At 50.5% G+C, this 13,536-nt stretch carries 12 protein-coding genes; 11 read left to right on the top strand and 1 reads right to left on the bottom strand.

All coding sequences use genetic code 11. The features are described from left to right. Positions 1 to 103 precede the first annotated feature (103 nt). The 10 genes from BLW29_RS05200 (at position 104) to BLW29_RS05155 (ending at position 11,229) form a co-directional block, all read left to right on the top strand. Positions 104 to 1,312, top strand: coding sequence for a D-alanyl-D-alanine carboxypeptidase family protein (locus tag BLW29_RS05200; protein ID WP_090976797.1), 1,209 nt, complete (start codon positions 104 to 106; stop codon positions 1,310 to 1,312). Beyond that, positions 1,306 to 1,983, top strand: coding sequence for a nucleoside recognition domain-containing protein (locus tag BLW29_RS05195; RefSeq protein ID WP_090976795.1), 678 nt, complete (start codon positions 1,306 to 1,308; stop codon positions 1,981 to 1,983). The genes BLW29_RS05200 and BLW29_RS05195 overlap by 7 nt, the downstream gene beginning before the upstream one ends. A 37-nt stretch (positions 1,984 to 2,020) precedes the next feature. After that, positions 2,021 to 2,509, top strand: coding sequence for a spore maturation protein (locus BLW29_RS05190; protein ID WP_177186497.1), 489 nt, complete (start codon positions 2,021 to 2,023; stop codon positions 2,507 to 2,509). Between the two features lie 121 nt (positions 2,510 to 2,630). Then, a complete protein-coding gene (locus tag BLW29_RS05185) occupies positions 2,631 to 3,371 on the top strand; it encodes a pseudouridine synthase (RefSeq protein ID WP_090976791.1) in 741 nt (246 codons plus the stop codon). A gap of 86 nt (positions 3,372 to 3,457) precedes the next feature. Further along, complete coding sequence (locus BLW29_RS05180) at positions 3,458 to 4,000, top strand: redoxin domain-containing protein (RefSeq protein WP_371264670.1); 543 nt, start codon at positions 3,458 to 3,460, stop codon at positions 3,998 to 4,000. A gap of 19 nt (positions 4,001 to 4,019) precedes the next feature. Further along, positions 4,020 to 5,684 carry a cytochrome c biogenesis protein ResB gene (locus tag BLW29_RS05175; protein WP_090976787.1) on the top strand — a complete coding sequence of 555 codons (1,665 nt, stop codon included), beginning with the start codon at positions 4,020 to 4,022 and terminating at the stop codon, positions 5,682 to 5,684. Next, on the top strand, positions 5,681 to 6,940 hold the full coding sequence (gene ccsA / locus BLW29_RS05170; protein ID WP_090976785.1) for a cytochrome c biogenesis protein CcsA: 1,260 nt from the start codon (positions 5,681 to 5,683) through the stop codon (positions 6,938 to 6,940). Before BLW29_RS05175 ends, ccsA begins: the two co-directional genes overlap by 4 nt. Positions 6,941 to 6,975: 35 nt before the next feature. Beyond that, entirely contained in the window at positions 6,976 to 7,692 is a 717-nt protein-coding gene (locus BLW29_RS05165; RefSeq protein WP_090976783.1) for a response regulator transcription factor, read from the top strand. After that, a complete protein-coding gene (locus BLW29_RS05160; RefSeq protein ID WP_090976781.1) occupies positions 7,693 to 9,102 on the top strand; it encodes an ATP-binding protein in 1,410 nt (469 codons plus the stop codon). It abuts the gene before it with no gap. A 201-nt stretch (positions 9,103 to 9,303) separates the two neighbouring features. Next, positions 9,304 to 11,229 carry a glycoside hydrolase family 130 protein gene (locus tag BLW29_RS05155; RefSeq protein WP_177186489.1) on the top strand — a complete coding sequence of 642 codons (1,926 nt, stop codon included), beginning with the start codon at positions 9,304 to 9,306 and terminating at the stop codon, positions 11,227 to 11,229. Positions 11,230 to 11,351: 122 nt separating this feature from the next. On the opposite strand, the gene serA is transcribed toward BLW29_RS05155, so the two are convergent. Continuing rightward, on the bottom strand, positions 11,352 to 12,944 hold the full coding sequence (serA, locus tag BLW29_RS05150; RefSeq protein WP_090976777.1) for a phosphoglycerate dehydrogenase: 1,593 nt from the start codon (positions 12,942 to 12,944) through the stop codon (positions 11,352 to 11,354). A 263-nt stretch (positions 12,945 to 13,207) separates the two neighbouring features. Here serA and BLW29_RS05145 point away from each other — a divergent pair, with 263 nt between their 5' ends. Continuing rightward, positions 13,208 to 13,534 carry a rhodanese-like domain-containing protein gene (locus BLW29_RS05145; protein WP_256208348.1) on the top strand — a complete coding sequence of 109 codons (327 nt, stop codon included), beginning with the start codon at positions 13,208 to 13,210 and terminating at the stop codon, positions 13,532 to 13,534. The last annotated feature ends 2 nt before the right edge of the window (positions 13,535 to 13,536 follow it).

Genomic DNA, 13,536 nt, shown 5'->3' with positions numbered 1-13,536 from the left:
TTTCTTTTTTTTTCAGGACGGGCTCGGTAGTATATCTCATGGACCCGTTCATATACTGGTACAAGACCATGTTCTTGCCCGCCAGTTTCGAAGGAGGAAGTGTATGAGGTCGAGATTCATCCGAAATGTGTACAAACTGCTGCTGCTTGCAACCGCGATATTACTCTTCCTGTCCGGATTGACGGCTGTTGCTGCTGCTTCGAAACAGACGGTTTCGACTCATGCCAGAGGCGCAGCGCTTATCGATGTGGAGTCAGGCCGCATTCTCTACAGCTACAACGGGGACAAGCCCATGCTCATTGCCAGCTTAACGAAGATCATGACGGCTATTGTAGCCATTGAGCACGGCAAGCTCACCGACAAAGTGAAGACGAGCATACGAGCTGCAGGCAAAGAAGGATCGTCCATCTATTTGCAGCGCGGCGAGGAAATGAGCTTGCAAAATATGCTTTACGGCTTGATGCTAAGGTCCGGCAACGATGCAGCAACAGCGATTGCGGAACATGTCGGCGGTACGGAGGAAGGGTTCGTCCATATGATGAATGAGAAGGCACAGATGCTGGGCCTCTCAAATTCCCAGTTCATGAACCCGAGCGGCCTGGACGCCGAGGGACATTATTCATCTGCGAACGATCTGGCGAGGCTGACTGCCTACGCCATGAAGAATCCGGTGTTCAAAGAAATCGTGAAGACGAAGGAGAAGAAGGCTCCTAATCCGAATGACAGCTGGGACTACCAATGGCGGAACAAGAATAAAATGCTCACGATGTACGAAGGAGCGGACGGCGTCAAAACGGGCTATACGAAGAAGTCGCTTCGTACCTTGGTCAGTTCGGCTACACGGAATGGCCAGCAGCTTGTTGCCGTTACCTTAAATGACGGGGATGATTGGCAGGATCATCGGAAGCTTCTCGATTTCGGCTTTGCGAATTTCCGCTTAACCGAAGTGACTCGCAAAGGCCAGTCGATAAACGGATATCCGCTTGCCGTCGGACGGACGCTGCTTTATCCGTTTGCGGAAGGCGAGCAGCAGCAGCTGCGCTCGAAGCTGACGCTGATTGATGCCAACTCGACAGCATACAAGCTGGGCGAGCGCGGGAAGCTGGAGTGGTTTATCGGCGAGGAGAGGATTGGCTCGACGCCGGTATTCGATCCGCAAAGTCAGCGTATTACAATGCCGGAGAAACCGGCTTGGGTGATCGGTGATCAATCGGAGTCTGCATATGGCGGCTTATCATCAGCTTCCTTCCGCAGGGCACTGACGGTCACGCTGTCTACTTTGTTTGGAGGGAAGGAGGCCGGGGGATGGTAAATTTCATTTGGCTTTTCTTTATCGCGGTCAGCTTTGTAGCAGCAATCGTGAATGGTCGAATGGAAGCCTTGACCGAGGCCGCATTTGAAGGAGCGAAGAGCGGAGTCACCGTCAGCTTCGGGCTCATCAGCGTGATGGTGTTCTGGCTGGGGCTTATGCGTATCGGCGAGGATGCGGGTCTGCTCCGCAAAATCGCCGCCTTGCTGCAGCCTGTTGTCCGATTCCTATTCCCAGACGTGCCGAAGGGTCATCCGGCCCTCGGTTACATAATGAGCAACATGAGTGCAAACATACTTGGGCTCGGCAACGCGGCTACACCGATGGGGATTAAAGCGATGCAGGAGCTGCAGAAGCTCAATCCAGATAAGGAAACCGCTTCGGCGGCCATGTGCACGCTGCTCGCGCTCAATACGTCCAGCATTACGCTTGTCCCAACGACGTTAATTGCAATTCGCATGACTTACAGCTCGGCGCATCCGGCGGAGATTGTCGGGACAACACTAGCGGCTACCTTGGTTGCGACAGCCGCGGCAATTGCTGCCGATCGCTGGTATCGCAAACGATATCGCAATAAGCCGCCGCGATTTACCAGTCGCGATGGAACGGCAGCTCCTCGAAGTGTGGAGTCGCTCACGGCAGACGGCCAAGGAAAGGGTGAGGCCGTTGTATGAATGGATAACGGCCGTCTCAGCCTGGATCATCCCGTTCATGATCGTGTTTATTCCGCTCTATGCCGCATTTAAGCGCGTACCCGTGTATGAAACCTTTATCGAAGGAGCCAAGGACGGTTTCGGCACGGCGATTAATATTATTCCGCATCTGGTCGGGATGATGGTAGCGATCAGTATGTTTCGAGCATCCGGCGCGATGGATATGATGGCTTCGCTCATACGGCCATTGTTTGATGGCTTAGGTATTCCAAGCGAAGTATTGCCGCTCGGACTGCTAAGGCCGCTTACCGGAGCGGGGTCACTTGCATTCACTACCGAGCTTATCAAGACATATGGGCCGGACTCCATGATTGGTCGGATCTCATCCACGATTCAAGGCAGCACGGATACGACACTGTACGTACTCACGGTTTATTTTGGAGCGGTAGGCATCAGGCGCAGTAAGTATGCGCTTAAAGTAGGGTTATTTTCAGACTTCGTCGGTTTTTTCGCTGCTATCATCATTTGTTTATTCGTGTTTGGTTAAGTTAACCGGATCATGCCCGCAAGCGTACTGCACGATCGTGCATTCGCTCTTGCGGGCATATTTGTTGTGCACTTTCTTTCCACCTGTCATTTAGGGTATGATGGTGGGTGAGGTGAAATCATTGGAACGTTTACAGAAGATTTTGGCGCAGGCGGGCGTTGCATCACGCCGCAAATGCGAGGAGCTCATCTTGTCCGGTCAAGTACAGGTCAATGAGGAGACAGTGACTACACTGGGAGTCAAAGCAGACCCGGCCGTTGATATCATTACGGTGAAGGGCCGCAGAATCCAGAGTGAGAGCAAGCTTTACTTGATGCTTCATAAACCCAAAGGCGTCATTACAAGTGCGAGTGACCCGCAGGGACGCAAGATTGTGGCGGATTATCTGCCCGGCATTACAGAGCGCGTCTATCCTGTAGGCCGGCTTGATTATGATACGGAAGGTTTGCTGCTGCTCACGAATGACGGCGAGTTTGCGAACTTATTGACGCATCCGAGCCATCACGTACCGAAGACTTATTGGGCCACCGTTAAAGGGGTACCGCACGGCACGGCGCTGGAGCGGCTGCAGCAAGGCATTCTGCTTGAGGACGGAATGACGGCACCTGCAGAGGTCGAGTATCACGATGTAAATACGGAGAAGAATCAGGCGACGATTACGATTACGATCTACGAGGGACGCAACAGACAGGTTCGTCGGATGTTCGATGCGATTAATCATCCGGTACTGCTGCTTCGCCGCGTACGATTCGGGGAATTGGGACTGCACGGATTGGCGCGTGGAAAGTTCCGCCATTTAACGCCCAAAGAGGTCCAAGAGCTGCGCGCAGCGGCTGTCAAGACACATAAAATTCAAAAATAACGAGCGACGGCAACCTCAATTGCCGTCGAATTTTCGTTATAATGAAAGTATTGAAATGCAAGAAAATTGCAGCATAGGAACAGGCGGTGACTAACACTTATATGAAATCGAACCGCAGACTTATTCAGATTGTTATTTTTCTAGGCGTACTGCTCCTCGGGGGTTACGCGATCGGCAATGCTCTGTTTAGTTCTCATGACGGTCTGCCGCGGAAAGGCTCGGAGCCGCCGGATTTCGCTTTGCTTGGCATGGACGGCCAAACACACCGGCTCGCAGACTACAAAGGCAAGGCACTTGTCATCAACTTCTGGGGTACATACTGTCCGGGCTGCGTAACGGAGACGCCGGATTTGGTCGCCCAATACGCGAAGCATAAAGACAAGTCGTTTGAAGTCGTCGGGATTAATCTTGGCGAGGACAAATTGACCGTTTCTAATTTTGTGAAGCAGTTTGATGTCAACTATTCCATTCTGCTTAACGAGAATAATGACGTACAGCGAAAGTACGGTTTGAAGTCGTATCCCACTACCTTCTTTGTGAAGCCTGATGGAACGATTCAAGACATCTTTGTCGGACCGATGGCGGAAGCGGACATGGACAAGCGTATCGAGAAATTGCTTCAGTCCTAGTCGAAGGAGGTTTTTTTGCATGTTGACTTTTGAAAATACGAAATGTGAATGCGGTCACCAGAATCCGGTCGGAACCGTCCTTTGCGAGCATTGCGGCAACCCGCTGGACGGCGAGGAAGCAGAGAACGATGCGCCGCTCGAAATGCGCTACGACGGCATTGCCCGTCGCTCGCAGAAGGCGAATCCGTCGCCGATTGATCGCGTTTGGAACTTTTTCTCTTCGGTTAAAATTGCTGTTCGTTTGATCGTGATTACACTGATTGCGGCTATGGTCGGCACGATTTTCACGCAAGAGAATGCCTTTATCTCATTTGATCCTACAACGTATTACGAAGAGCGCTACGGCTGGATCGGCAAATGGTATTATAAGCTTGGCTTGTCCAATACGTATGAGTCTTGGTGGTTTATCGGCCTGCTGGTTATGATCGGAACTTCGCTCGTTATATGCAGTCTTGATCGCGTGCTGCCGCTCTATCGGGCATTGAACAAACAACAAATTCGCAAGCATAACACGTTCTTGACCAGACAGAAGACCGTGTACACCGGTGATATTGAAGGATCAGCAGAGAATTGGACCGCTGCTATGGCTAAAGAGCTAAAACGCAAGCATTATAAGGTTCATCATGAAGGCGACGCATTGCTGGCGGAGAAATATCGGTTCAGTCGCTGGGGCCCTTATATTAATCATATTGGCTTGATCGTGTTCTTGCTCGCGGTGCTGCTGCGCACGCTTCCGGGCTGGGCCATGGACAATTACGTAACGGTAACGGAAGGGGATACGGTTCAAATCCCGGAGACGAACTATTACGTGAAGAACGAGAAGTTTACGATTAACTATTATACGGATGCAGAGCTTCCGGAATCGATGAAAGGAACAGCTCGGGCGAAGCTCTACGAGACGAAAGCCGTGCTGTATGAATGCGAGGCGGATTGCGATGATCCTTCCAAGCAGCCGCAGCTGAAAGAAGTGAAACGTCACGCTATTATCGTGAACGATCCGCTTTCCTATAAAGGCATCAAGGCGTATCAGTTCGGCTTCGACGAAACACCGAAGCTGAAGGCCGTTCATCCGGTGCTGATCGATCATAAGACGGGCAAGACCTATGGGCCAATCGATCTCGTCATGCGCAATCCGGAATTAACCTACAAGCTTGGACCGTACACGCTTGAACTCCGTCAGACGTACATGGATTTTGCGCTGAACTCGGAAGGCAAGCCGACTACGAAATCCAAGGAGCCGAACGCGCCGGCATTTGTGTTCGTGATGAAAGGTCCGGATTTGGCGGCGGATGGCGAGCCGTACATGTACTTCCCGAAACAAACCGACAAAGCGCGATTCAGCCAGGATCTCATCAATGGGGAAATGGGCAAAAGGTTTGAGCTGAAGGTGCCGACTATGGAAGGTGTCGAGTTCGCAGGTGTGATGACCTCGCTTAACATTCGCTCCGATCGGGCGATGCCTTATATCTGGGTAGGGGCCGGCATATCGATGTTCGGGCTGTTGCTGGGTTCTTATTGGCATCACCGCAGAATTTGGCTTCGCATAGAGGGCGGCCGCGTCACGTTAGGCGCACATACGAACAAGAATAATTACGGCATGCGTGCCGAGGTCGCTTCCGCGTTGCGCGGGTTAGGCGTCGTCGTAGAGCCGAAGACGCTCGATAACGGGAGGAACAAATCGTGAGTTTGCTTGATTTTAGCAGCGACGCGTTTATCGTCGCATTTTTTCTGTACTGCTTCGGATTTATGTTTTACGGCGTTGCCGCGCTCGGTCGCAAGTGGAGCAACCGCAGCCCGGAAGAGCATATTCGCCGCTGGGGCCGGGTCGCTTACGCGGTCTCGATACTTGGATTTGCTTCACACGTCACTTTCTTTATTACGCGCTGGATCGGCGGAGGCCACATCCCGACCAGTAACATGTATGAGTTTATGACTTTTCTGGCGATGGCCATTATGTTTGCTTTCGTCATCGTCAATGCGATCTACCGCAAACCGCTGCTTGGTTTGTTCACATTGCCATTAACGGTTATCATCGTTGCCTATGCAGCGGTATTCCCTCAAGAGGTTCAGCCGCTCATCCCGGCACTGCAGTCGATTTGGCTTAAAGTTCACGTGACGACAGCGGCAACAGGCGAAGCTTTCTTCGCAGTCGGTTTTGCAGCCGGACTGATGTACTTGCTTCGTACGGTCGACTTCAAGAAAACGAGTCCGCAAGCAAGACGCGAACAACGCTGGGTCGAATTTACACTATTTGTCATCGTGATCATCATTGCTTTTATCGGTTCGGTCTTCTCTTTCCGTGGCGCCGGTTATGAAGCGACGTTCAAGAAAGAGAATGTTGTCATTGATGACAAAGGAATTGAGAGCACGACGACTGAAACCGTTGAATACTCCCTTCCGCCAATCTTCAAGCCGTATAACAGCCAAGATGTATCGATTGATGCCTTCCTTGGCGTGAAGAAACCGCTGATGGAGACTCCTTCTTGGATGAAAGGCGTCAACGCGGCTCGTAAACTGAACACGATTACGTGGTCAATCATTAACGGGGCCATACTATACGGTATCCTGCGACTTGTCTTGCGCAAGCGGATCGGGGCCGCGATTCATCCTCTGATGGATGATATCGACGAAGATGATATTGATGAAATCAGCTATCGCGCCATTGCGATCGGTTACCCGATCTTCATGCTTGGCGCGCTAATATTCGCAATGATCTGGGCTTACATTGCCTGGTCGCGTTTCTGGGGCTGGGATCCAAAAGAAGTATGGGCGCTTATTACTTGGCTGTACTACACGGCTTACCTGCACTTGCGTCTATCGCGCGGGTGGCACGGTTCCAAATCGGCATGGCTTGCGGTTATCGGCTTTGTCATTGTGTTGTTTACGCTGATAGGGGTTAACTTGGTCCTCGTCGGCTTGCACTCCTACGCAGGCGTTTAATGAAGATTAGCAAGATTTGAAAGGAGACAACGGACATGTCTGAAGAACTTCACCGCATTCTTGTAGTTGATGACGAAGAACGAATTCGCAGGCTGCTCAAAATGTATCTGGAAAAGGAAGGCTATCTCATTGAGGAGGCTGAGGACGGAGAAACGGCACTTCGCCTTGCAACGGCAGGTGAATTCGACCTGATACTGCTGGATGTCATGCTGCCGGGAATTGATGGCGTAGAAGTCTGTTCCAGACTGCGTCAGGTAAAGGCGACGCCTGTTATTATGTTGACGGCTAAAGGCGAGGAAATGAACCGCGTGCAAGGGTTTGAAGTAGGCGCTGACGACTATGTCGTGAAACCATTCAGCCCTCGCGAAGTCATTTATCGCGTGAAAGCCATCCTACGCCGTTCGTCCGCTACCGCCTTCTTAACGAAGGAAGCGTTGACGAGCAATAATATCGTGTTCCCGCATCTCATTATCGAGCATGATGCACATCGTGTCATGGCTGGCGGTCAAGAGGTCAGTCTAACGCCGAAGGAATATGAGCTGCTTCATTACTTGGCGATTTCGCCGGATAAAGTGTTTTCCCGCGAAGAATTGTTGAAAGACGTCTGGAACTATGAGTTTTTCGGAGATCTTCGTACCGTGGATACCCATGTCAAACGACTTCGCGAGAAGCTGAACAAAGTTTCTCCGGAAGCGGCGATGATGATCACGACGGTTTGGGGCGTAGGTTATAAGCTTGAGGTGCCGAAGTAAGTGATGATCTGGCGAAGTGTTGTCGGGAAGCTATGGATTACAATTATCGCGCTTGTGGCTGTCGTATTGCTTATACTGGGGATGTTCCTGCTTCAATATATCGACATTGCCTTCAAGAACTCGCATGATGTCAAGGTGCTTTTTGTTTACACGGCCATCATCGGGTTTCTGTTATCGACGTTCTTTGCGTTCTTCCTCTCTACCAAAATCACGCAGCCGCTGCTTCAGCTGAAGAAAGCGGCTGATCTGATCTCCCAAGGCGAGTACCGTACACGAGTGCCTATTCGCTCAACGGATGAGATCGGTGATTTGGCCACCACGTTCAATAATATGGCTTCTGAGTTGGATACGTTGATCCATGACCTCAATCATGAGAAGGATCACTTGGCGAGCGTCCATCGGAGCATGGCTGATGCGGTCGTGACCTTCGATGCCGAAGGTCAAATCATACTGGCCAATCCACATGGACAGAAGTTAATTGACAAGTGGAATGAGCTGGAATGGACCGAAGATTATATTGGCTCACATACACAGGTGCCCGAGCCGATGTTTGACCTCTACCGCAAAGTGCTTCGGGAAGGTCGGGACTTATCCGATAAAATCCATGTGCAAAGCGGTGTGTGGGATGTAGTAATGGCTCCGCTCAAATCGAATCATACCGTTCGCGGCGCGGTTGCGGTGATGCGGGACGTAACGGAGGAGACGAAGCTGGAGAAGCTTCGCCGCGACTTCGTCGCTAACGTCTCCCATGAGATCAGGACGCCATTATCGATGCTGCAAGGCTACAGCGAAGCCTTGCTCGATGATATTGCAGGTTCACCGGAGGAGCGCAAGGAGCTCGCGCAGGTGATTTATGAGGAGTCGCTGCGAATGGGGCGGCTCGTGAAGGATTTGCTCGATCTGGCGAGAATGGAAGCCGGTCATATTGAGATGAAGCTGGTCGAGACGGACCTGACCGGACTTCTGAAGCGAGTACATCGCAAGTTCTTGGTACGTGCGAAGGAGCAGGACATCCATCTTCATATTGAACTTCCGCCAGATCCGCTCGTCATCGCGCAAGCAGACGAGGATCGTATGGAGCAAGTGCTGACGAACCTGCTGGACAATGCGATTCGCCATACGTCGATGCAAGCGTCAATCACGCTTAGCGCCTGCAACGTGATCGTGGATCAGAAGGCTTATGTCGAGATTAAAGTGACAGATGAGGGTGAGGGAATCCCTCAGGGTGACCTTCCGTATATTTTCGAGCGATTCTATAAAGCGGATAAAGCTCGTACGCGCGGGGCAGGCGGAACCGGCCTGGGTCTTGCCATTGTAAAGAACATTATCGAATCCCATCGGGGTCAAATTAAAGCGGACAGTGTAATGGGTGCCGGTACGACATTTACCATACTACTGCCTGTTAAATAGCCAGATCGAAGAGGGACTGTCCCAAATGTCATTCATAATGACGAAGGGACAGTCCCTTTTTCTTTGTTTAATGGGTTGAAGTCCCTTTCAAAAAAGTTTCAGAAAAGAGCTTGGTTGCTATAGAAGGCTATATTGACTGGTCAAATTATACTAATTTAAACTGAGCTTGCATTCACACTTCCACTTCAAAGGAGGATGTTTATGAAAGCCAATCAGGTGAAGAAATGGGTTCTGTTATTTATCTCTACTGTCTTGATGACCGGCATGTTTGCAGCAACGGCGACAGCAGGCGCCAACCCATGGGCCGGGGGCGATATCGTTTCGCTCAGTGTAACGAATGACGCTAGCGGTACTGCGAACAAGTATATCTACAAACGAATATCGAACAAAGCCTATACGTTTGTTTCCGGTGATTACATCGAATACGATGTAAAGATTTCGAATGGTATCGATGGCGCCGGGGGTATCGAAATTATGAACACCGATGGGACTTACTTCCGGGATACCGGATCATCCGTTTGGAAGGACCAGAACAATATAAGCGGCCATCCGAATGCAAATATCTCCGCATATGCCACTAACAAATGGTATCACCGCAAGCTGGCGGTTCCAGCCTCCATGATCGGCAAAACCTCATCCAAATGGGATATCGTCGGGGAGAACGACAGTGCTTCCCAGTCTTATTCCGCTCAGTACGACAACCTTAAAGTAACAAACGGAATTACGACCACGAAGAGCATCGTATTCGTGAACGCATCAGATTTCAACTCAGCTGCAACGGATATTGGGCCTGCTGCCGTATCCACCGGCAACGTGACAACCTCGAATATCGCATCCAACATGTCACATTTGATGGATAATCAAGCTTTTATAAAGCTGGACAAAATCAATCCCTTTATCGGCACATCGTTTTCGATGCATTTTATTTCTACCCTCAAAGTGAATGGCGAAATATGGGCGTATTACATCAAATGGGATGCCTTCGGCAAAGGCGGCGTCGGCTTAGCGAAGTCAACCGATGGCGTCAATTTCACGGATAACGGCTTTGTCTTGACGGCAGGGTCGCCGGGACAATGGGATGACTCGTTTGCTACGTTTCCCGGCATGTGGTACGACGGAGGCACCTTCTATCTCGTTTATGAAGGAACAGGTACGGGGTCACCGGGACAAATCGGCTTGGCAACTTCGACGGACGGCGTTAACTTCACTAAACAAGGCCAGATTCTGACGCATAATTCTTCAGGCTGGGAAAGCGTCAATATTGGGACACCTTCTCTCTATAAAGAAGGCAGCACATGGTATTTATTTTATCATGGGTATGACGGTTCTGATTGCCGCATCGGCGTAGCCACGGGAACGAGCTTGACCTCACTGACCAAGTATTCCGGAAATCCGGTAATCGATACCGAACCTGGCACTTGGGAGGCCGGAACGGCGGGTCATCGCGATATTGTTAAAGTAGGAAGCACGTATTATATGACCTACGAAGGCAGCGAGGATCCTCCTTACAACACGGCCAAATGGTCTTCCGGGGTGGCGAGCTCGACTGATTTGGTGCACTGGAGCAAGTTTAGTCAGAATCACATCTTGCCTCAGACGGACAATACGTTCGGAAATGATGGACCGAGCTTCTTGTCGGTGGACGGAGAGAACTTCATCTATTATCGGACCAATCCTACAAGCAGGGCGCTCATTGCCAATGAAAGCGACGGTGGTTTCGATCTGAAATGGGGGATGGCGGATGCCGGAATCGGTCATGTTATCGGACGCACCGATGGCGACGGCTGGTCGGCTTCAACCAGCTTAGACGGTCCGGATTACATGCAATATGGTCCGTATACGACTAATACACCGGTAGGAGATAACATCGCCACATGGAAAATGATGGTCGATAGCAACAGCGGGACAAATGATGTTATCAGACTCGAGGTTGTCGATGCAGACGACTCAGGTGCCGTGATCGCATCGCGTGTTCTGCAGCGCAACGATTGGAAGCAAACCAATCGATACGAATATTTCTCCGTGCCGTTTCATTGGTCTGCAGGAAGAAGCGGACATCGCATTGAACTTCGTGCACATTGGTATGATTCGACTTATGTAAAGATGCAGCTGGTCGGTGTTAGCTAAGCGCCGAAAAGTCGGTTCTTGTTGAAGGAAGTAGACAAATCTTGTTGGTCGTGAAACATTTTCATGTCAGATGCCTGCACAAAAAAGCTCCGACCCTCGAAAAGGGTCGGAGCTTATTGAAATTAATAGAGTTTAATTTCTTTCGCTTTGTTCAGATCCGGCAGATTGACCAGCTCGGCGATAACGTCCTTGGACACGCCTTTGTCTACAGTCAATACCATGATTGCAGAGCCGCCAACAAGCTCGCGACCAACCTGCATCGTTGCGATGTTCACGTTGTTGTTTCCGAGCAGCATGCCGACGTTACCGATAATACCTGGTTTGTCGTTATGCGAGATCAAGATGATGTTGCCTTCCGGAGCAACGTCAACAGGGAAACGATCGATTTGTACAATTCGTGGTCCATATCCTGTCAACATTGTACCTGTTACCAGGCGAGTCGCAGATTTAGAGCGAAGTGTAACGGTAATGGAGTTCGTGAAGTCACGTGCTTCGTGCGTCTTCTGTACCACGATGTTCACATGGCGTTCTTTAGCCAGATGCATGGAATTCACGACATTCACTTGATCCGATCCGAGGTGGTGAGAGAGCACACCGCGTACAACATAACGTGTCAACGGCTGCGTATCGACCTCTGCCAGCTCACCTGCATAGCTGACTGTAATTTCTTCTACGGCACCTTCAGTCAATTGAGCAATAAAGCTGCCCAGTTTCTCGCCTAGGCCGAAGTACGGTTGCAGCTTGTTCAGCACGTTAGCCGGAATCGGAGGCATGTTGACCGCGTTCATAAACGGTTTGTCGCGAAGGATGTTCAATACTTGTTCCGATACATCAATAGCTACGTTTTCTTGTGCTTCAACAGTAGATGCGCCAAGATGCGGGGTTACGATGATTTTCGGGTGCTTCAGGAAAGGATGATCGGCTGCAGGCGGTTCAACCTCGAATACGTCGAATGCTGCACCTGCTACGATACCTTGATCGATCGCTTCTACGAGAGCTTGCTCATCAATGATACCGCCGCGTGCACAGTTCACGATACGCATGCCTTTCTTCATTACTTCAAATTGAGCACGAGAGATCATGTGACGCGTTTCCGGCGTAAGCGGCGTATGCACCGTCATAAAGTCTGCATTGCGTACGATGTCATCTACGCTGGAGAGACGAATGCCAAGCTTTTCAGCACGCTCTTCTGTGAGGAATGGGTCATAACCCCAAATTTCCATGTCAAACGCTTTCGCGCGTTTCGCCACTTCGCTGCCGATACGGCCCATACCGAGTACGCCGAGTACTTTGCCGCGCAGTTCGACGCCAAGGAACGACTTGCGATCCCACTCGCCGCCTACTGTCTTGAGGTAAGCTTGTGGAATGAAACGAGCAACAGACATCATCATGGCAAACGTATGCTCACAAGTTGTGATTGTGTTGCCGTCTGGTGCGTTGATAACGATAATTCCGCGTTGTGTAGCTGCTTCCAAGTCGATGTTGTCCACTCCGACGCCGGCGCGACCGATAACCTTAAGCGATTTGCCTGCATCCATGATGCGCGGTGTAACGCGTGTCTGGCTGCGTACAAGAAGTGCATCGTATTCGCCGATAATGGCTACGAGCTCGTCCTCGCTTAATCCAGGCTTCTTGTCGACAACGACATCCTCTGCATCCATAAGTTTCTGAATGCCAAGATCGCTGATTGGATCTGAGACCAATACTTTAAACATGTTGGGTTGCCTCCTGAGCGTTTGTATGATGGATGTATAGTAGAAGTGAAAGACCCTCGTAAGATGCCGCACAGCGCAGCAGCTTAGGCGAGGGTCTGTCACACGATCACACGTCAAAGCTATTGTTGTACCGGATGGACCAACAGAACCAGGCTACATTAATGTTTACTATTTTAATGCAAGTAGAACTCAAATTGCAATCATTAAAACTTGCCCAAATGTGAAATTTTCGTTATGATCGACCGTAAAAAGGGGGTATTCTTGTGGAACAATGGAGTAATATCGAACCGGAGCCGTTCATGGCGCTCGTACGCGAAGGGAAGCTCTCGCCGGATCAGATCATCGATGTCAGAGAAATGAACGAATGGAATTATTATCATTTGGATAACAGCACGCTGATGCCGCTGTCGACCTTCGATGGAGACGCGGAAACGATTCAAAAGGATCGAACGGTATATGTCATTTGCGCACACGGCGTCAGAAGCGCAGCCGTCTGCCGCTATCTAAGCGAAAGAGGATACGGCAACCTCACCAATGTTAGTGGCGGAATGGCTGCGGTATCCTCTTTGGATGGTTTTCAATACGATTAAAG

It is taken from the genome of Paenibacillus sp. CF384 (assembly GCF_900106745.1).
Classification (GTDB): domain Bacteria; phylum Bacillota; class Bacilli; order Paenibacillales; family Paenibacillaceae; genus Paenibacillus_Z.
Note: the sequence above shows the minus strand (reverse complement) of the source record. Positions and strands in the feature narration are given on the sequence as shown.